The organism is Pseudomonas sp. MF6747 (assembly GCF_963890955.1).
Lineage (GTDB): Bacteria > Pseudomonadota > Gammaproteobacteria > Pseudomonadales > Pseudomonadaceae > Aquipseudomonas.
This window is the reverse complement of sequence record NZ_CAWPSZ010000051.1, coordinates 248,376-268,472: the sequence shown is the minus strand read 5'-3', so window position 1 is coordinate 268,472 and position 20,097 is coordinate 248,376. Positions and strand designations below refer to the sequence as shown.

General features: G+C 59.5%; 18 protein-coding genes and 2 pseudogenes. 9 read left to right on the top strand and 11 right to left on the bottom strand.

The window, feature by feature from the left end; all coding sequences use genetic code 11:
- The 9 genes from ribBA to AACW30_RS28250 all read left to right on the top strand — a co-directional run bounded on the left by ribBA (window position 1) and on the right by AACW30_RS28250 (window position 6,364).
- Window positions 1-1,092, top strand: coding sequence for a bifunctional 3,4-dihydroxy-2-butanone-4-phosphate synthase/GTP cyclohydrolase II (gene ribBA / locus AACW30_RS28290; protein WP_119741401.1), 1,092 nt, complete (start codon window positions 1-3; stop codon window positions 1,090-1,092).
- An 88-nt stretch (window positions 1,093-1,180) separates the two neighbouring features.
- Entirely contained in the window at window positions 1,181-1,657 is a 477-nt protein-coding gene (ribH, locus tag AACW30_RS28285) for a 6,7-dimethyl-8-ribityllumazine synthase (protein ID WP_003194576.1), read from the top strand.
- On the top strand, window positions 1,654-2,154 hold the full coding sequence (nusB, locus tag AACW30_RS28280; protein WP_017135996.1) for a transcription antitermination factor NusB: 501 nt from the start codon (window positions 1,654-1,656) through the stop codon (window positions 2,152-2,154). The genes ribH and nusB overlap by 4 nt, the downstream gene beginning before the upstream one ends.
- Window positions 2,155-2,172: 18 nt before the next feature.
- On the top strand, window positions 2,173-3,138 hold the full coding sequence (gene thiL / locus AACW30_RS28275) for a thiamine-phosphate kinase (protein ID WP_200623955.1): 966 nt from the start codon (window positions 2,173-2,175) through the stop codon (window positions 3,136-3,138).
- 55 nt (window positions 3,139-3,193) lie between these two features.
- Window positions 3,194-3,919 carry a substrate-binding periplasmic protein gene (locus tag AACW30_RS28270; protein ID WP_200623954.1) on the top strand — a complete coding sequence of 242 codons (726 nt, stop codon included), beginning with the start codon at window positions 3,194-3,196 and terminating at the stop codon, window positions 3,917-3,919.
- 129 nt (window positions 3,920-4,048) lie between these two features.
- Entirely contained in the window at window positions 4,049-4,666 is a 618-nt protein-coding gene (gene ribA, locus AACW30_RS28265; protein WP_106580245.1) for a GTP cyclohydrolase II, read from the top strand.
- On the top strand, window positions 4,663-5,082 hold the full coding sequence (locus AACW30_RS28260) for a nuclear FMR1 interacting 1 family protein (protein ID WP_106580246.1): 420 nt from the start codon (window positions 4,663-4,665) through the stop codon (window positions 5,080-5,082). Before ribA ends, AACW30_RS28260 begins: the two co-directional genes overlap by 4 nt.
- Entirely contained in the window at window positions 5,079-5,879 is an 801-nt protein-coding gene (locus tag AACW30_RS28255) for a cobalamin-binding protein (protein ID WP_200623953.1), read from the top strand. The genes AACW30_RS28260 and AACW30_RS28255 overlap by 4 nt, the downstream gene beginning before the upstream one ends.
- A gap of 125 nt (window positions 5,880-6,004) precedes the next feature.
- A complete protein-coding gene (locus AACW30_RS28250; protein WP_106580248.1) occupies window positions 6,005-6,364 on the top strand; it encodes a transcriptional regulator in 360 nt (119 codons plus the stop codon).
- Window positions 6,365-6,470: 106 nt separating this feature from the next.
- On the opposite strand, the gene AACW30_RS28245 is transcribed toward AACW30_RS28250, so the two are convergent.
- The 11 genes and pseudogenes from AACW30_RS28245 to AACW30_RS28200 all read right to left on the bottom strand — a co-directional run bounded on the left by AACW30_RS28245 (window position 6,471) and on the right by AACW30_RS28200 (window position 20,096).
- On the bottom strand, window positions 6,471-8,372 hold the full coding sequence (locus tag AACW30_RS28245) for a TonB-dependent receptor domain-containing protein (protein ID WP_200623952.1): 1,902 nt from the start codon (window positions 8,370-8,372) through the stop codon (window positions 6,471-6,473).
- Window positions 8,373-8,511: 139 nt separating this feature from the next.
- The gene (gene dxs, locus AACW30_RS28240) at window positions 8,512-10,410 is read right to left on the bottom strand and encodes a 1-deoxy-D-xylulose-5-phosphate synthase (RefSeq protein WP_200623951.1); all 1,899 of its coding nucleotides are present in this window, start codon (window positions 10,408-10,410) and stop codon (window positions 8,512-8,514) included.
- 110 nt (window positions 10,411-10,520) lie between these two features.
- Complete coding sequence (gene ispA / locus AACW30_RS28235) at window positions 10,521-11,408, bottom strand: (2E,6E)-farnesyl diphosphate synthase (RefSeq protein WP_106580251.1); 888 nt, start codon at window positions 11,406-11,408, stop codon at window positions 10,521-10,523.
- Window positions 11,405-11,647, bottom strand: coding sequence for an exodeoxyribonuclease VII small subunit (locus AACW30_RS28230; protein WP_003176346.1), 243 nt, complete (start codon window positions 11,645-11,647; stop codon window positions 11,405-11,407). Before AACW30_RS28230 ends, ispA begins: the two co-directional genes overlap by 4 nt.
- A gap of 85 nt (window positions 11,648-11,732) precedes the next feature.
- Window positions 11,733-12,112, bottom strand: a pseudogene (locus tag AACW30_RS28225) (DUF4172 domain-containing protein); the annotation flags it as partial.
- 889 nt (window positions 12,113-13,001) lie between these two features.
- Entirely contained in the window at window positions 13,002-13,397 is a 396-nt protein-coding gene (locus tag AACW30_RS28220) for a hypothetical protein (RefSeq protein ID WP_200623950.1), read from the bottom strand.
- Window positions 13,398-13,401: 4 nt separating this feature from the next.
- Window positions 13,402-13,734: pseudogene (locus AACW30_RS28215) on the bottom strand (RHS repeat domain-containing protein); the annotation flags it as partial.
- Window positions 13,735-13,969: 235 nt separating this feature from the next.
- Window positions 13,970-14,380, bottom strand: a complete 411-nt coding sequence (locus tag AACW30_RS31665) for a DUF6896 domain-containing protein (RefSeq protein ID WP_106580255.1) — start codon at window positions 14,378-14,380, stop codon at window positions 13,970-13,972.
- Entirely contained in the window at window positions 14,377-18,996 is a 4,620-nt protein-coding gene (locus AACW30_RS28210) for an RHS repeat-associated core domain-containing protein (protein WP_234452540.1), read from the bottom strand. Before AACW30_RS28210 ends, AACW30_RS31665 begins: the two co-directional genes overlap by 4 nt.
- 136 nt (window positions 18,997-19,132) lie before the next feature.
- Window positions 19,133-19,513, bottom strand: a complete 381-nt coding sequence (locus AACW30_RS28205; RefSeq protein ID WP_124418550.1) for a MerR family transcriptional regulator — start codon at window positions 19,511-19,513, stop codon at window positions 19,133-19,135.
- A complete protein-coding gene (locus tag AACW30_RS28200; RefSeq protein WP_200623949.1) occupies window positions 19,452-20,096 on the bottom strand; it encodes an NAD(P)H-dependent oxidoreductase in 645 nt (214 codons plus the stop codon). Before AACW30_RS28200 ends, AACW30_RS28205 begins: the two co-directional genes overlap by 62 nt.
- Window position 20,097: the final 1 nt, after the last annotated feature.

The following is a 20,097-nucleotide window of genomic DNA, read 5'->3' as shown; positions in this document are numbered from 1 at the left end:
GTGGCGCTCAATAGCATCGAAGAACTGGTTGAAGACATCCGCCAAGGCAAGATGGTCATCCTGATGGATGACGAAGACCGCGAGAACGAAGGCGACATCATCATGGCCGCCGAGGCCTGCAAGGCTGAGCACATCAACTTCATGGCCAAGCACGCTCGCGGGCTGATCTGCATGCCCATGAGCCGCGAACGCTGCGAGCTGCTCAAGCTGCCCTTGATGGCGCCGCGCAATGGGTCGGGTTTCGGCACCAAGTTCACCGTATCGATTGAAGCGACCACCGGCGTGACCACCGGTATTTCTGCGGCCGACCGCGCGCGCACCGTGCAAGCCGCCGCCGCCAAAGACGCCAAGGCCGAAGACATCGTCAGCCCCGGCCATATCTTCCCGCTGATGGCCCAGCCGGGCGGCACCCTCGCGCGTGCCGGCCACACCGAAGCCGCCTGCGACCTGGCGCGCATGGCCGGTTTCGAGCCGAGCGGGGTGATCTGCGAAGTGATGAACGACGACGGCACCATGGCCCGTCGCACTGAACTTGAAGCGTTTGCCGCCGAACACGGCATCAAGATCGGCACCATTGCCGACCTGATTCATTACCGCATGATCCACGAACGTACCGTTCAGCGGATTGCCGAGCAGCCGCTGGACAGCGAACTGGGCCAATTCAATTTGGTGACCTACCGTGATTCAGTGGAGGGCGACGTGCACATGGCCCTGACCCTGGGCAAAATCTGTGCTGAAGAACCGACCCTGGTGCGTGTGCACAACATGGACCCGTTGCGTGACCTGTTGATGGTCAAGCAGCCGGGCCGCTGGAGCCTGCGCGCCGCCATGGCTGCGGTCTCCGAGGCAGGCAGCGGTGTGGTGCTGTTGCTCGGTCACCCGTTGGACGGCGATGTATTGCTGGCGCATATCCGCGAAACCGCCGACCACGTGCCGGTGAAAAAACCGACCACCTACAGCATCGTCGGTGCCGGTTCGCAGATCCTGCGTGACTTGGGCGTACGCAAAATGCGCCTGATGAGCGCGCCAATGAAATTTAATGCGATATCCGGTTTCGATCTGGAAGTTGTAGAATACGTGCCCTCCGAATAAAGGCTGGCGATTTTTGCCCCTTGTTCGCGGTTAAATCATCACTGAGGGACGCACTTTTCGCGTCCCGGCTCTTTAAGAGATTTGTCGAATGACCCTGAAGACCATCGAAGGTACCTTCATCGCCCCCAAAGGCCGCTATGCCCTGGTGGTTGGCCGCTTCAACAGCTTCGTGGTTGAAAGCCTGGTAAGCGGTGCCGTTGACGCCCTGGTTCGCCACGGTGTGAGCGAGAGCGACATCACTCTCATCCGTGCCCCTGGCGCCTTCGAAATTCCACTGGTTGCGCAAAAAGTTGCTCAGCAGGGTGAATACGCGGCGATCATCGCCCTGGGCGCGGTCATTCGTGGCGGCACTCCGCACTTCGAATACGTGGCCGGCGAATGCACCAAGGGCCTGGCCCAAGTGTCCATGGAGTTCGGCGTGCCCGTCGCTTTCGGCGTGCTGACCGTAGATTCCATCGAGCAAGCCATCGAGCGTTCCGGCACCAAGGCCGGTAACAAAGGCGCTGAAGCTGCCCTGTCCGCGCTGGAAATGGTCAGCCTGCTGTCGCAGTTGGAGGCCAAGTGATTTCCGACGAGAGCGATCAGTTCAACCCTCAAGACCCGCGCCCTGCGGATGCCGGCAAGCCGTCCAAAAGCGAGAAGCGCCGTAAAGCGCGTCAACTCGCGACCCAGGCGCTGTACCAGCGTTTGATGGCCGGCGCTTCGTTGAACGAAATCGAAGCGCAGTTCCGCGTCGACAACGACTTCACGTTTGCCGACCAGAGCTACTTCCACGACATCCTGCACGGTGTGCATGCCAACCTGACCGAGATCGACACGGCGCTGGCGCCTTGCCTGGACCTGACGATCGAAGAGCTGGACCCGGTTGAACTGTGCGTTATGCGCCTGTCCACCTGGGAACTGCTCAAGCGCGTTGACGTGCCGTACCGCGTGGTGATCAACGAAGGGATCGAGCTGGCCAAAGTCTACGGTTCGACCGACGGCCACAAGTTCGTCAACGGCGTGCTCGACAAGCTGGCCCCGCGCCTGCGTGAAGCCGAAGTGAAGGAACACAAGCGCTAAGTCGCGCTTACCTTCCCAATGGGTGAGTTCGAGCTGATCCGCAACTACTTCGCCGCCGCGCCCTGTGCGCAGGGCGGCGAAGGCATTGCTCTTGGGATCGGCGACGACTGCGCCTTGCTGGCGCTCCCCGCCGGGGAGCAGTTGGCAATCTCCACCGATACCTTGGTGGCCGGCGTGCATTTTGCCGACCCGTGTGACCCGTTCCTGCTCGGCCAGCGCTCGCTGGCCGTGGCAGTGAGCGACTTGGCCGCCATGGGCGCCCATCCCCTTGCCTTTACCCTTGCCCTGACAACGCCGACGGTCGATGCCGATTGGCTGCAACGCTATGCCCAGGGTTTGAACGCCATGGCGCAAAGCTGCGGCGTGGGCCTGGTGGGCGGCGATACCACGCGCGGGCCGCTGAGCCTGACCCTGACCGTGTTTGGCCGTGTGCCGGCCGGGCAGGCGTTGACGCGCAGCGGTGCGCAACCGGGCGATTTGCTGTGTGTAGGCGGTGAGCTGGGCAATGCTGCAGGTGCCTTGCCGCTGGTGCTGGGCCAACGCACGGCCGACGCTGCTATCGCCGAGCCGCTGCTGGCGCACTACTGGTCGCCACAACCGCAACTGGCGTTAGGCCTGGCGCTGCGGGCAAAGGCTACATCGGCCATGGATATCTCCGACGGGCTGTTGGCTGATTGCGGGCATATCGCCAAGGCGTCGGCTGTCAGCCTGGTGATTGAGCGTCAGCACTTGCCGTTGTCCGCGGCCTTGCTGGCGTTTCTGGGTGATGACCAGGCGCGCGTGGCGGCCCTGAGCGGTGGCGACGACTACGTATTGGCGTTCACCTTGCCGCCGGCCGAGCTGGCGCCGTTGCAGGCTGCTGGTTGGCCGATCCACGTGATCGGTCGGGTCGAGGCGGGGCATGGCGTCACCTTGCTCGACGCCACTGGGCAAGACATCACCCCGGCCGTGCGCGGCTATCAGCATTTTCGCGAGACGCCGTAAGGCGGCCACCTACGCTACCCTCTATACGGTTCTCACCGTGTAGGAAGCTGCCACCATGGATGTGCGCCTAGGGTTGCTGGGTATGCTGTGCGCCGTTGCATTGCTGGTGCAAGCGGATCAAGCCCCGGTGCCTGGCAAAATCACGCTGGCCAGTGAGGAATGGAACGACTACACCAACAAAGATGGCAGCGGTCTGGCCTGGGACGTATTGCGCCAAGTCTTCGAACCCGCCGGCATCACGCTGCAAACCCGCAGCGAGCCCTATACCCGCTCGGTCGGCCTGGCCCAGCGCGGCGAGGTGGATGGCTGGGTCGGTTCCTATCGCGATGAAGCCAGCGGCGTGTTGTACCCGTACTGGCATTTCGATTCAGACCACATCTACGCCCTCGGGCTGGCAACGACGCCGACGCCAAGCCTTGCCACGCTGGGCAATTACCGCCTGGCCTGGGTACGCGGCTACAAGTACGAGGAGTACTTGCCCAACCTTCACCACTTCAACCATATCGAACGCCGAGATGGCATCCTGCCGATGCTGCAGCACGCCCGCGCCGACTTCTACATCGACTCCCTCACCGAAGCCAGGTACGTGCTGGGCCAGGCGCACGATCCTTCGCAGTTCAGGCTCACGCCTATCGCCGAGCTGCCGCTTTACATAGGCTTTGCCGACACTGAGCGCGGCCGGGCCTTGATGGCGGTGTATGACCAGCGCATGGCGGCTTTGGTCAAGAGTGGCGAACTGAAGCCGATTTTCGAACACTGGAAACAGCCTTATCCGTTCTGACCTGCATAGAACCGGGACGAAGGCCAATCGAACCTATTGATCTTTATCAGCGATAATTCAGCTTAAGCGTCTGTAGGAACGTGCTGTTACAATGGCGCCCTCTGTGAAATCTGAAATCAGGAGCATACGGTGCCCGTCGTTTTCGTCGCTGCTTCCAAGCTGCCTACCCCTTTTGCCACGTTCACCATGAACGGCTTTCTTGAAGAGGCCACCGGCCGCGAGCACGTAGTGCTCAGCCTGGGTGACATCGCCGACGGCGCGCCGGTGCTTGGCCGCGTGCACTCCGAGTGCCTGACCGGCGATGCATTGTTCAGCCAACGCTGTGACTGCGGTTCGCAACTGGAAGCCGCCATGCGCGCCATCGCCCGCGAAGGCCGTGGCGTGCTGCTGTACCTGCGCCAGGAAGGCCGTGGCATCGGCCTGATGAACAAGATCCGCGCCTACGAGCTGCAAGACGGCGGCGCCGATACCGTCGAGGCCAACGAGCGCCTGGGCTTTGCCGCCGACCAGCGTGACTATGCGATCTGCCTGCCAATGCTGCAGCACCTGGGCGTGAAATCCCTGCGCCTGATGACCAACAACCCGCGCAAGGTCAAAGCCTTGACCGAGATGGGCATCACCGTGGCCGAGCGCGTGCCGCTGCACACCGGGCAAAACCCGCACAACAAGCTCTACCTGGCCACCAAAGCCAGCAAGCTCGACCACATGATGGGCAACGAGCATCAGGGCGAGGTCGACCGCGCGTGACCCGTGGCCAGGTGAAACGGCGACTGTCTTTTAACTGGTGGCAGTACCTGGCCCTGGCATTGCTGCCGCTATTTGTGATCAACCTGGTGTTCGGCCAGGCCCAATCCCTGCTTCCCGTCTTGGCCATGCCGCTGTTTATCGCCGGCGTGGCCTCGATGTTTCTGAGCCTGCGTTATTTTCACGGCTATAAACACGCACTGATCGCCACCGCCAAAGCCCTTGATACGCCCGAAGAACCGGCGGCTTGGATCACCCTCGCGGCACGTCGGCGTACGGCGCTGCTGGTGGCGGCCCTGCCAGCCTGGATCGGCGCGCTGGCGGTGTTTGTCGGCCTGGAAGCGGTGCCGCTGTTTCTGCTGGCATTGTCGACGTTGGTGCTGTTTTACCTCTATCGCATCCCGCGTCAGTTGGGATGATAAGTCGCTGGCTGACGCTTCTGCTGCTGGTATTGAGTGCCCAGGCGATGGCGGTCGAGCGCGTGGTCAGTCTGGCGCCTTCACTCTCTGAGATCGTGGTGGAACTGGGCGCCACCGACCTGCTGGTGGGTGTGCTCGACGGTGGTGAGCGGCCAGCTGCATTGGCGAACGTGCCGTCAGTGGGGCATTACGGCCAATTGAACATGGAGCGTCTGCTCAGCCTCAAGCCCGACCTCATTCTGCTGTGGCCCGGCAGTGTCGGCCCTGCCCAGCGCGAGCAGTTACAGCGCCTGAATATCCCCGTCTACGTCGCTGAACCTCATAGCCTTGAACAGTTGGCGGCCCAGGTCCAAGCCATTGCTCAACAAGTGGGGCGCGAAGACGCCGGTCGACACTTAGCCGCGCAGTTACGTCAGCGCCTGGCCGAACTGCGCCAGCGCTATCAGCGCGCCGAGCCGCTGCGGGTGTTTTACCAGGTATGGAACCAGCCGCTGTACACCGTAGGCGGCGGGCAGATCATCAGCGATGCGCTGAGCGTGTGCGGCGCACGCAATGTGTTCGCTGATTTGAAGCTGCCTGCGCCGCAGGTGAGCATCGAGTCCGTGTTGCAGCGCAATCCCGAAGTGATTCTGGCCGGGGATCAGCCGCAGTTGGAGGCCTGGAAAGCCTGGCCGCAGATCGCCGCCGTGGCGCAGGGACGCTTGCTGTTGGTGCCGGACAAAGGCCTGGAGCGGCCCAGCGGCCAGATGGTCGAGGCGGTGGCCAAGCTCTGCGCGTTGATTGCCCCGCAACGCTAGCGTGCGAGAGGCGTGTTGTCCTACCGATTAATAAGATTCTTCCGTTGAGTGGCTCGGCCAGCAGCGGATTACTCTATGGCCCGCGATGCGTGCCGCATGGCGATATTCCACTACAGGAGGTGGCCATGCGTCGTTTGATCATCGGTGTTTCTACTGCCCTTTTGCTGACCGGCTGCACGACGCTGGAAGGTGTCTCAACGTTGATGAATTTCTGGGCTGATCCGCTGGTAGAGAAGGCTGGCCGAGGCGAAAGGACCTCCAAGCAGGACATTCTCGCTATCCAGCAGCCCAAGCGCATCACCCCGATTCGTAGTGGCAGCTCACAGTGTTTTGATTTTGAACTGGAAAACCAAGGCAAAAAAAAGGACTTCTACGTCGGCTTTACCGAGGCCGGCCGTGTTAACGCCTATGGGTTTATAGACTGCGCCGAGGCCATCAAGGCCGGGTATCTGAGTACGAATGAGCCCATGCGCGAGCGTCGTTGAGGCGCCAAGGGGTGCGGCGCACATGACCCTGCCACTGCAATGCTCGTTCCGGCAGCGAGCCATTGCCTGAAAGGTCAATCGATAGGTCGAGGCGCCGGGGCGTTGGTTACAGCGTCGGGGTCCAGGTCAGCCCGAGCATCCAGGTCTGTCCCGCTTCGCGGTAGTCCTGATTGTTGGAAAAGTCCGACGCGTTATAGCTGTAGCGGGCGCGGGCGTATTGGCGGTCCAGCAGGTTGTCGACCTTTAGTGAAATTTGGATTTCACGGCTCACCGCCCAACTGCTGCGCAACCCCAGCAGTGCGTATCCACCCAGGCGGTTGCGGTTTTTTTCGTCGTCGTAGCTGCTGCTGATGACCTGCCAACTGGTCCCCAGTCCCAACTTGTCAAATTGTCGATCCAGGTCCAGGTTCAACGTGCGGCGTGCACGACGGGCCAGGGTGTGGCCCGTGTCACGGTCGCGCGGGTTGATGAAGGCGGCGCCCAGGTTACTCTGCCAACCAAACAGCTCCTGCTTGAGCGCCGCTTCAAACCCATCGACACGCGCCGACGCCACGTTTTGCGGCTTGCTGGTGCTGTCGAGGATGATCGCGTTGCTTAACTGGGTGCGATACAGCGAGGCTTCCAGGCGCGTGCTGTCACTCAGTTGGCTGCGCCATTGCAGCTCGTAGCTCTTTGACGTTTCGGGCTGCAAGTTGGGGTTGCTGTACTTCGTGTCAGGGTAATAGAGGTCGTTGAAAGTCGGCGCGCGGAAGCCTTCGCTGTAGCTGAGCAGCACGTCATTGTCAGGGTTGATCGGCACGGTGAGGGTACCGCTCCAGCTGTTTTGCCCACCAAATTGCTGGTTCTGGTCGCGGCGTAGGCCCAGTTCTGTGGAGAACCACTCGCCATGGAAGCGATGCTGCACAAAGGCGGCGCGGTTCCAGCGGCTGTTTTCGGTAAAAGTAGTGCTGCCGTGGAAGCGGTCTTCGTACCAGTCGCCGCCCAGAATCAGGCTGTTCTGGGCGTTGAGCGTCAGGTCGTTCTGCCAGTTGATCGAGTCGCGGTAGGTGTTGAACACGCTGAAATCATCACTGAGCTTATCGCGCTTGGTGTCGAGATTCTCGCTGTGGCCCACTTCCAGGCGCGATTGCCAGCGCTCATTGAGTTGGGCGTCGACATAACCGCTGGCGCTGCTCACGGTGTAATCGGTGTAGGGTTTCTGCCCGACCGTTTGCCCGGAAGCGGCGTCGTAGCGGCCAAAGCTGTTGTCGTACGCTGACTTGCCTCGGTTATCCAACAGATTGAAACCAACCTCCAGTTCATCGCTGAACGCATGACTGAGGTTGAGGCTGATGGACTGATTGCGGTAGGCATCATGGTCGCTATCGCTTGGAAACGACTCATGCGTGGCGTTGATCCCCGCCGTGTCATCCAGGCTCGCCCCAAGGTTGAAGCGCGTGTGCTCATCGCCGCCGGAAAGACCGATGCTGCGCTCCCAGGTCTGGTGGCTGCCAAACCCCAGTTTCAAGCGTGGCTGCAGGCCTTGCTCGGCATTACGCCGAGTGAATATCTGGATCACGCCGCCAATCGCATCACTGCCGTAGATCACCGAGCGCGAGCCGCGCAGTACTTCCACACGTTCAATCTGGTCGATGTTCAGGTATTGCAGCCCGCTGTCGCCAGAGGTGGTATTGGCGATGCGCTGGCCGTCGACCAGCACCAGGCTTTGCGCGGATTTGGTGCCACGAATATAGATGCCCGGCAAACTGCCACGGCCGCCGGTGGGTGCCACTTGTACGCCGGGTACGCGGCTGAGCAGGTCCGTCACGCTGGTGGGCTGCAGACGGTCGATGTCGTCGCGGGTGAATACGGTATTGGCGGCGCTGCTGTCGTTGCGCGCCTGGACCTGGCGGTTGGCGCTGATCACCACGTCGGGAAGTTTCAGTGCGTCGTCGCGCTCGAAGCTGTCGGCCAGCAGGTCAGTGGCGGGGAGCAGCAGCAAGGGCAGGGCAAAGCGAAGGCGGTTCATGGGCTGTCCATAGCATTTATCAGCAATACAAAACCAATGTGGGAGCTGGCTTGCCTGCGATGCAGGCACCTCGGTTTGTCAGTAAGACCGAGGTGATGCTATCGCAGGCAAGCCAGCTCCCACATTTTTGAGCCGGTTTCTACAGGCCGAGCAGCGCCATGCGCGCGCGCACCGACGCTTCGATACCCGCCTCGTCCAGCCCACACTCTGCCAGCATCTGCGCCGGCTTGGCGTGTTCGACGTACACATCCGGCAAGCCCAGGTGCAGCACCGACTTGAGGATGTTCTCCCGCGCCAGGAACTCGCTGACCGCCGCACCGGCACCGCCCATGATGGCGTTTTCTTCGACGGTCACCAGCAGCTCATGGCTGCCAGCGACGTCGCGTACGAGGGCTTCGTCCAGCGGTTTGACGAACCGCATGTCGACCACGGTGGCGTCGATCTTCTCAGCGACTTTCAGCGCTTCGGCCAATTGCACGCCGAACACCAGGAACGCGGTTTTGCTGCCCTGGCGTCGCACGATCCCTTTACCGATCTCGATCGGCTCCAGGTCTTTCTCGATCACAGCGTTCGGGCCGTTACCACGCGGGTAACGCACGGCCGCCGGGCCGTTGTACAGGTGGCCAGTGCTGAGCATCTTGCGCAGTTCGTTCTCATCGCTCGGCGTCATCACCAGCATGCCGGGGATGCAGCGCAAGTAGGACAAATCGAAACTGCCGGCGTGGGTCGGGCCGTCTTCGCCAACCAGGCCGGCGCGGTCGATGGCAAACAGCACGTCGAGGTTCTGCACCGCCACGTCGTGAACCAGTTGGTCATAACCGCGCTGCAGGAAGGTGGAGTAGATCGCGACCACCGGCTTGGCGCCTTCACAGGCCATGCCGGCCGCGAACGTCACCGCGTGCTGCTCGGCAATCGCCACGTCGAAATAGCGCAGCGGGAAACGCTCGCTGAACGCCACCAGGTCGGAGCCTTCCTTCATCGCCGGGGTAATACCCACCAGGCGCGAGTCGGCGGCAGCCATGTCGCACAGCCATTCGCCAAACACACCGGAATACTTCGGCCCGCTGGCCTTTTTCGGCGCGGCGGCGGGGGCGTTGAGCGGTTCGAGTTTGGTGATCGCGTGATAGCCGATCGGGTCAACTTCGGCCGGGGCGAAGCCTTTGCCTTTTTTGGTGACGATGTGCAGGAACTGCGGGCCCTTGAGGTCACGCATGTTGCGCAGCGTGGCGATCAGGGTTGGCAGGTCATGGCCGTCGATCGGGCCGATATAGTTCCAGCCCAGTTCTTCGAACAGGGTGCCGGGTACCAGCATGCCCTTGGCGTATTCTTCGGTGCGGCGGGCAATTTCCCACGCGCCGGGCAGACGCGAGAGCACCTTTTTGCTGCCTTCGCGCATGCTGGCATAGGTGCGGCTGGAAAGAATTTTTGCCAGGTAATTCGACAGGCCACCGACATTGCGCGAAATCGACATGTCGTTGTCGTTGAGGATCACCAACATGTTGGCGTTCACTTCTGGCGCGTGGTTCAGGGCTTCGAAAGCCATGCCGGCGGTCAACGCGCCATCACCAATCACTGCGATCGCCTTGCGATCACTGCCTTGCAGGCGGGCGGCAATCGCCATGCCCAGCGCTGCGCTGATAGAGGTGCTGGAGTGGCCGACGCCAAAGGTGTCGTACTCGCTTTCGGCGCGACGCGGGAAGGCGGCCAGGCCGTCCTTCTGGCGCAGGGTGCCCATGCGCTCGCGACGGCCGGTAAGGATTTTATGCGGATACGCCTGGTGGCCCACGTCCCACACCAACCGGTCATCCGGGGTATCGAACACGTAATGCAGGGCGATGGTCAGCTCGATGACACCCAGGCCGGCACCAAAATGCCCACCGGTCTGACCGACCGTGTAGAGCAATTCCAGGCGCAACTCATCGGCCAGGGTTTCCAGCTCGGCTTCACCCAGTCGACGCAGGCCGTCCGGCGTGGCAGCACGGTCGAGCAGTGGCGTGGACGGGCGTTTGCGGGGAATCTCTTGAAACGTCGTGGGCATCAGGCGAATCGTTATAGGTATAGAAGAGGCGGCAGTTTACCTCAAGCGGTGCAAACTGCCCACGCAGAGCGCCGAACTTGGCCGATATGCGGCTGCAATGGCCGCCATTATCAGTGGCGGCGTTCGACGATATACCGCGCCAGGTCGCGCAGAGGCTCGGCCGCTGCGTCGAAAGGTCGCAGGGCATCCAGGGCTTGGTCGCGCAGTTCCAGGGCATACGCCTTGGCCGCTTCAAGGCCAAGCAGGGCCGGATAGGTCGGTTTATCGCGTGCGGCATCCGCGCCTTGGCGTTTGCCCAGGGTCGCGGTGTCACTTTCGACGTCGAGAATGTCGTCCTGCACCTGAAACGCCAGGCCGACAGCCCGGGAATAGGTCTGCAGGGCGGCCAATTGCGCAGCTTCGGCACGGCCACTGGCCAACGCACCCAGGTGCACGGCGGCTTCGATCAGCGCGCCGGTCTTGTGGCGATGCATATGTTCCAGGGCCTGTTGATCCAGCTTGAGGCTGACCGAACCCATGTCGATCGCTTGCCCGCCGACCATACCGGCCGGGCCTGCGGCCAGGGCGAGGGCGGTCACCATGCGCAGGCTGTTTTCTGCGTTCACGCTATTTAAACGTGGGTCCAGCAGGGCGCTGAACGCCAGGCTCTGCAGGCCATCGCCGGCCAAAATGGCGTAGGCTTCATCAAAGGCTTTATGAGTAGTCGGCTGGCCGCGACGCAAATCGTCGTCGTCCATCGCCGGCAAATCGTCATGCACCAGGGAATAGGCGTGAATCAGCTCCACCGCACACGCCGCACCATTGGCCTGCTCGGCCGGCGCGCCCAGCGCTTCACACGCCGCATACGCCAGCAACGGGCGCACACGCTTGCCGCCATTCATCACGCTGTAGCGCATGGCTTCGTAGAGACGCTTCATTTCCGGGCTTGGCGCAACAAACAAGGGCTCGAGCGCCGCGTTGACCCGGGCTTGGCTACTGGCCTGATACGCGTCGATCATTCCGGCTGTTCCGCATCGAAAGGTTCTTCGGCCAACTCCCCGTCCCGTTCCAGCAGCACTTGCACTTTCTGCTCAGCCTGCGCCAACGCGCTCTGGCAGTCGCGCGTCAGGCCGATGCCTTGCTCGAACGCCGTCAACGAGTCTTCCAGCGACAACTCGCCGTTCTCCAGACGCTCGACCAGAGTTTGCAGGTCGGCGAGGGATTGTTCGAAATCGAGTGCAACTTTTTTGCGGGCCATGGCGGCTATTCCGGTAGACGGTAAACCGGCGCGACACTAGCAGACATGGGGATTGTGGGCAAATGAGCGGGTGGCCTCAGTCGCTTCAGCCTTTGATTTGATAGCGGGTACTACGGCCTCCGCCAGGGAAACGGACCAGGCAGTTTTTTCCAGCAGATCAGTAAGATGCCGAGTTGTGGTCGCCTTGGACACCTTCGCCTCTGCCTGGTACTGCGCGGCGTTGATGCCGTGTTCGAAGCCTTTTTCACCGCCGTCGGGCAGGCCGGTGAGTACCTTGATCTGTTCGACAGATAACGAGAGGTCGCGGTGCTGCTGCCAAAACCGGGTCTTGGCCAGAACTCAGTCAATTCGCGCCATCGCCTGCTCCAGGCTGAGCAGCAAGGTTTTCAGGAACCATTCCAGCCAATCGGTGATACCCAGTGTGGCCTTCTGGCTGGATTCCAATGCGTTGCAGTAACCGGCGCGCGCTGATCGCCTACCCGAGTCCTTTTCACCGCCGGTGACTCCGGCATGCACCGACGTTGGCCGGCGCTGACCGATTATGCTGTTTTCAAACTATTCGAGAGAGTCATCGACCGCTTGCTCCAAGCCTCGGCGTGGATATGCTTCAAAATCTAGAGCTTTGCGCTGGACGCTTTTTTATGAATACAAAAAGGCGATGGGGGCTGATCTTACTGTCAGGCTCAGCGAAAGCTAGCGTCAATTCTTTGAACTTTTAATTTAATAAAGTGCTCGTTACATTCGGGGTGTTCGTAGTGTATATCTTCATCGCTCAGAGAAGTGAAAGTAAGAAAAGTCTCATTGAGTAGCTCTCCGTAGAGGAAGTAGCAATAACCATAATTCGCCTTTTCAATCAGTATTTTCCTCGGTTCAACCCGTTCAATCTCGTAGTCGTCGGAAAGGTTTAGGGTGAGTTCTATGTCGTAGGTTTCTCCAATTTCGATAGTGTAGGGGCAGTAGCTGACAAACAGTTTACAGCTGTTCCCTCAATGAGCAATATCACATCATCATTTGCATGCTTGTTGAGTGCTATTACTTTTCCTTTTTTATAGTGGTTTGTTATAGGGTCTGATGACTTTTTCAGTAGAGTAATCATTTGTCGTCCTTCAGAAGTCTTTTAGGCATACGGAGGGGGATACGGGCGGTTTTATTTCTCGCCGGTTCTCATATGAACCCTGCGCTGGCGGGCCGCGCGATAGGAGTGCTGATGTTTGCCTGAGCGAACAGCGATTCGGTGCTGGTGAGGTGTTTAAAAAACTGGGCGGGTGGAGGTTGGTGCGGTTGGATACGTGTTTTCATTAGCCGTTTTGCTCGTTGTCGGGTTTGTTGATGGCCGCGTGAGGGAAGTTTTTTTTCAGGGATAAGCCCAGCTAACGCAATTATGGTCGTCCATATAGATCAAAAATCTAAAGCTCATGTCCGTCACCCAGAATGGGTATCCAGTGGTATCAGATAAAATACGCTCGAGGTGTTGGGGAGAGGCGATTTCCCATGCTCTATAGGACGTGTCGAACACAACGAAAATCAACTGATCACTTTCAATGTGTTTTGATACCTCTTGCCAGAAATCAGGGTTGTACTCCGTGCGGTTAACCCGTGATTGAATTGGATCAAGAGGGTTGGCACTCTCGCAGAAAAACACGTTGCCAAGAGATGCGATTAATATATCTAGGTCTTCGGGGGCAAGTTTTCTACTCTGAATACCCAGGTTTTCTAAGCTTTCGTCGATCTCTGCTTCTAGGTAACTCATTGTGCAATACCAATCCTGGAGCGGTTGACGGGGGCTGTGGCGTGCCCAAGTGGTCGAGTTGGTAGTGGAACGGCTGAATGTCTTTTGGACCAAAGCCATCCAGCAGTGCTAACGGACGAAATCTGTCCGGTTCGTAGAGGTAACTGCGATGCCGATCCGCGTGATGCTCCGCAACCAGCTTGTCGCCTTGCCAGAAAAACTCCGTCGTTATGTCGTCGACGGTTTTACTGATGCGCCGACCAAATGGGTCATAGCGGTAGCTGGCTGTTTGCCCGTTGGGTTGGGTGATGCTAATTAGCCGGTGCTGACAGTCGTAGCGATATTCGGTGACGAGTTGATTGGGGCGCCGGGTTCACTCATTTTTTGAGGTTGAATCTTGGTATCTAGTGAGTAGGTTTATTGTGATTAGCAGGCTTGCCCTGGGTTCGGCTGCGCAGCAGCCTCGAAACTGGCGGCGCGGTTTTGGCTTTCAAAGCGCGTTGCCCTTATTGGGTTTCTGCGCAGCGCGAGCAAGCTCGCTCGCCACAGGTAAAGATCGAATGATCTATTTAGAGGTAGTCTTTCAACACCTTTCAAGGCTGTATAAAGTATAAATTAGATGTGGAACCTTCGATTTTCTTGGCTTTTCCCTTTTTTAGGTACTCGTTGAATTCGCGTTCCAAAGATTCTTTGTTGGTGTATTTTTTGTATTTGCATGGTAACTCACATGCGTACATGTACAGCCGCCATGCGTCGAAGCCGTCGACTCTTCCGTCAGGGCCATAATCAAAGTCGATACATATTTCGGATAGGTAAACACAGCAACCAATTCCGTGCAGTTCGTAGGTTACATCACCATTAACCTTCCCGCACCGCGGGATTTTGTTGGTTCGCCACAGTCGGAGAATATTTTTAGTGCCGAATGAGCACTCAAGCAAATCAGTTGCCTTCTTTACGTGCTCTAAATACTCTGCGATCAAATTTTCAAGCGTATGAGCTTTCATCGTCTTGGCCTATTTAACCTATCCAGCCCAGCTGTATTTGACGCATCCACCACTTCCTTGGTGTTATTAAACACGCTTTCGTGGTTTTCTATATTTTCAATCAGTTTTATGGTGACCATCGTATGTGTTCGTCTGGCGGCTGCAGCTCGATGGTGGCCGTCTATAATGTAGCGCCGTTCGTTATGCTCAAGCACTTCAATGGGTTGGTTAATATCGTATCCATTGCTTCGCATATTGCCAGAAATCTCCTCAACCTTTTTGGTTGAACGCTTCCCTTCAATGCTGTGTGTCCGACTCAACGTTTCTGCATCAACTCCATGGATAAGAGGAGCGGGGGGGAGCCCTTCATCTACCCGGTTAATTTGGGCTGTATCGTCCGCACCTGTTTGGGGCTTGCAACCGTTCTCACCCGGGCAGCTATGCAAGCCCTGAGGGTCCACCCACCCCGTAGGGTTGGGCACGTACTGGTATGTGTTGATCCCACCGGCCAGCTTCACCGGGTCGGGTGTCAGGTAACGACCAATATCTGGATTGTAGTAGCGATGGCGGTTGTAGTGCAGGCCGCTTTCCTCGTCGAAGTATTGGCCTTGGAAGCGCAGCGGGTTGTCGACTTTGTTTATGTCGAGGCGGCTGATCTGGCCATAGGCACGGTAGTGCGCGGACCAGACGATTTCGCCGTCGGGGGCGGTGAGTTCTTGCGGGGTGCCGAGGTGGTCGAGTTGGTAGTGGAACGGCTGGGTATTTTTTGGACCAAAGCCCTCCAGCAGGACCAGCGGGCGGAAACTGTCCGGCTCGTAGATATAACTGCGATGCCGATCCGCGTGATGTTCCGCAACCAGCTTGTCGCCTTGCCAGAAAAACTCAGTGGTTATCCCATCGACGGTTTTACTGATCCGCCGACCAAACGGGTCATAGCGATAACTAGCGATTTGCCCGTTGGGCTGGGTGATGCCGATCAACCGATGCTGGCAGTCGTAGCGGTACTTGGTAACGAGTTGATGACCCTTACCGCGTCTTTGGCGGATCAGATTGCCGAACGCGTCATAGTCATAATGATGATCGCCCTGAATCACCAACCGATTCCCCGCCACGATGTCCGGACCGGGTCGGTCTTGCATCAGCAGGTTGCTGGCCGGGTCGTGGCCGAAGCGCTCTTGCACGTCTTGCGAATGGTCCGCGCGGGTCAGGCGGGCGAGGGGATCGTAGTGGTAGTGGTGTTCACCTTTGCGGGTATCGAGCAGGCGGGTGAGGTTGCCGGATTTGTCGTAGTCGTAGTGACGGCGGTAGAGCTTGTGTTCCTCTTGCGTCACCGCGTGGGCGTGGAGGCGGTTTTGGTCGTCGTAGTGGTAGTGGCTGAGCAGTTGGCCTTGTTGGCGTTGGCTTTCGCGGCCGGTGTTGAACAGGTGTGAGGTGAGGGTTTTGCCGTTCAGCTCGACGGTGGCGAGGTGGCCGCCTTTGTCGTGGTTGAAGGTGAGACGGTTGTTGTCCGGCAGGCGCAGGTTTTTCAGTTGGCCGCAGGCATCGTAGCCGTAGCGCAGGGTGCCCCAGCCTTGGTGGTCGGCGATGAGGCGGTTTTGGCTGTCGTATTCGTAGGCTAACGCCCAGTGGCCGTCGTCGACGCTGAGGAGGTTGCCTTGGCGGTCGTAGGCATAGTCAACAACGTTGCCATCGGGAAGGGTTTTTCGTACGAGCCGCCCGGACGGGGCTCGCTGATAGCGGGTAACGAGCTGACTGCCATCGTCGCCGTGTTCGGTCTTTTCCAGCAGGTTGCCGTTGAGGTCGTAGGCGTAGGCTGTACGCTGGCCGTCAAAGCCGATTTCTTGCTGGATCAGTCCGTTGGGGTGGTAATCAAGTCGGTAGGTTTCGCCGACTTCGTTTTCGATCTCGGTCAGCAATAACCGCACGTTGTCGTAGCGGTAGTTGACCTGGGTGCCATCAGCATTTATGCGACGGCTGATCAGGTGCAGGCCGTCGGCGTATTCGTAGCGGGTGACGTGGCCCAGTTCATTACGTTCAGAGGTGATTTTTCCGTACGGGTTGTAGCTGAATTCCCGCGTGGCACCGCCTGGAAGTACGACACGAACCAACCGACCCACACCGTCCCACTGATACTGCGTCAGCGCGCCATGCTCATCCTCACGCGCAACTTGCCGCCCTAAGTCGTCATAGCGATAACGCTTAACCCCGCCATTCGGCAGTTGCTCTTCGACAAGCTGCCCACGCTCATTCCAAACCAGCCGATGACAACCGTTATCCGGATACCAAACCCCAATCAACTGCCCGTGCTTGTTGTAGGTGTAGTCCGTAACGTGGCCGTCAGGATCTGTCTGACGCGTAACGTCGCCTTGGTCATTGCGCTCGTATTTCCAAACCGCATCACCCCGCCGTACAACCCGTACGAACCCGTTGTCATGCTCGTAGGATGTCGGCTCATCTTCTCCCGGAAACAACGCCACCAAGCGTCCCGCGTCGTCGTACTGATACGCCGTCACCGCCCCCAGCGGATCCTGCTCAACCGTCAGCCGGCCCTTGTCATCGTAGGATTTGAAATGCTCCGCACCGTCCGGATCAATCCGCTGCACCAGCCGCGCGCGCTGATCGTGGACATACACTTCCTGACTGCCATCAGCGTTGTGAACCGTGACCCTGCCGCCGTCCTCCCACACATACCGCGTGTCCATCTGCGAAAAACTGGCCCAGTGCCGAACACAGCGCGCGGCCTTGCCAGACCGTTCCCACGCCCAAAAGAAACTCGCCCCACCGGCCAACTGCCGCTCAAGAATGACGTGCTGATCGTCGTACCGATAAACCTCGCTTTCACCTACGGCATTGGTTGCCGAAGCCAGTCGCCCAGCGTCGTCATAGGCGTAGGAAACGACGTTCTGCTCCGTTACCCAGACGTAGGGCTCACGGCTTTTGGCGCGATGAACCTGATAGTCAACCGCCACAATGCGACCGAGTTCATAGCGCAAAAACAGCGACCGACCCGCGCCGTTATCCAGCCGCTCAATCCGCCCCAAACGATCACGAATAACCCGCAGCCGGTTGTCATACGCATCGCTGATCGCCGTCAGCACACCGTCGCGGAAATGGTAGAAACGCGACGCCTGCGCCAGCACCAACTCATCGGGCAGAGCCCCCAAATAGATTGCCGCTTCGGCCAAGCTGTTGGTGATCGCCGGTCGAGCGGCGGTAGGCAAGGGCAGGGCAGTCGATCGATTTTCATGATCCGTCCAAACCACCACATCACCCGTCACCACCAACCGCTGCGCCAGCGCATGACTCCAGCCAAACCCCAACCCACAATCCACTTCCACCGCACTGGTGCGATACAACCGCGTCCACTCAAACGGCAATATCCCGTCCAGCGCGCCATCAGTGAGGGTGAGCAATTCTTCCCCGGTAACCATCGACACCGGGCAGCCATGGGTGGCTGTTTTATCCGCAGGCGCCGCCGCGTCTCCACGAGGGTTCTTCGCAGAGGCCGGCACATCATCCATATGCTCTTTCTGCTTCAACACCGCGTTCTGCCGCGCCCGCCAGCGCATCTGCATCGTGCCTTGCTTCAGCCCACCGACGACGCCGCGAACCGCCACGGCCTTGTAGCGATCCACCGCCTGCATGAACTTGGTCAGAATCCCGAGCAGGCCACGCACAAAGCCAACCGCGGCATTCAGTATCCGCGCGCCATACTTGACCAACCGCAAGCTCAGATACGCCACACCCGCCGCCGGCAGCGCGATCATCAACACCGCGCCAATCACCAGGTCGATCAGCAGCGACACCATAAGCCCCGCCGCCGCCTCGGCAATATCGCCGGGCGGCAGTGCGTCGAGCCATAGCATCGCCGTGCGCACCATCAGGTACAGCGCCGCCTCGTCACTGGCCAGCAACATGGCCTTTTCCATGACCTGCGGCGCATCGGTGGCCAACTGCGCCAACTTGGCGGCCTCGGCACCCAGTTGCTCGCCGAACTTCATGGGGTCTGCAAGAATCGCCTGGACCAGCTTGATGCTGTCCCAGACCTCCTTGATTGCCGCCCAACTGCCCGCGAGCACGCCGCTGCCAATCGCGCTGGCGGTGGATTGCTGCCAGGACGGTTTGAAGCCGTTCCATTGCTCGCGCAGCCATTGCTCCAAGTCCGCCGTCAACCCGGCGTAGGAGGCAAACGACGCGTCTACCTGCTGTGCGGAAACGCCGCCCTGTACCCGCACCTGATAGCGCCCACCGGCCACGCAGGTGTGGGAAGCCTTGCCATGTTCATCCAGCATGACCCGCGTAGAACTGCCGTCTTCCAGGCGAATCACCTCAACCGGGATTTCGCCGATCGGCACGTCGTACACCGACTCGAACTTGCTCTCGATCTTCAGCTCGCCACCCGCCTGGCAGCGCGCAACGGTGGAAAAATCCGCATCGGAAATGCTGAAGGAACGTTGCGAATCCCCCACCCGCAGCACCCGATCCATCCCCAGCAACGACGGCATGTCCGCCGCATGGCTGACCGCATCCAGCGCCCGCGCATACCAGGCGCCCATCTGCTGGCGATACTCCGCCAGGCTCTGATGGAAGCCATTGAGCTCATGTTCGATAAAGGCAATGTGAGCGGCGTGGGTCATCCGTGACGTCTCGGCAAAAGGGCAAGGCGTCGGAGCATGCCGCAGGAAAAAGCCCCTGGATGAACGGCTGGAAAAATCAGAAAGGGACGGCGTAGAGAACGAAAAAATCGGTGTCAATTTGAGGCTAAAGGCTACCTTAACTGGCGAAAATGCTTATTGACGGGCACTGCCCCTGCGCGTCCTTGAGCTGCGCTTCAAACACCATCAACTCCGCCTGCATCTGCTGCAACCCGGCGATTTTGCCGGCCAGTTCGCGCTTCTTGCTGGCGATGGCCTGGTCTGCACGCTCCCAAGGCAAGGCATCGCCCTCGTGCCCGTGCAGAATTCCCTGCAACTCCTTGAGCTTGAACCCCAACTGCTGGGCGCACTTGATCAATGCCAGCAGCTCGACACTTTGCGCCGAATAGACCCGGTAACGCCCTTCCCGCTGCGGCGCAGGCAACAGGCCTATCGCCTCATAGTGACGAATCGCCTTGATGGTCGTGCCCGACAGTTGCGCGGCTTTGCCGATGTACATGAAAACTCCCTTTTCCCATTAGTCCGCCAGCCTGAGTCAGCCACTTTGCCCGCTGCGCTGGCGTAGAGGCCAACACCGGCCCGAACATCAACGTCTTGGTCGGCTTGATGCCGCAAAACGCCAGTGTGGTGCTGCGCAACTGATGAATGCCGGGCATGCGGTAGAACCAGCGGTAATACCACGGCGGCGTGTCCAGGGTCACCAACACGTGCGCGGTTCGGCCGAGCAGCAGCTTGTCAGGAAACGACTTGCCTTCGCGGTATTTAAAGGCAAAGCCGGGTAGGAAAATACGGTCGATGAACCCTTTCAATAACGCCGGGACGCCACCCCACCAGATCGGGAAAACCAATGCCAGATGGGTGGCCCAGAGGATGTCGGACTGGGCGCTGAGCAAGTCAGGTTCCAATGCTTGGATCTGTGTATAGCCGTGGTGAAGCACGGGGTCGAAAGAGAGGTCGCCCAAGGGTAGGACGCGTACCTGGTGGCCGGCGACTTTTGCACTGTGGATGTAGGCATCGGCCAAGGCTGAGCAGAAGCTCGTGCCGCAAGGGTGGCCGAGGATGACCAGGATGCGCTGGGGCATG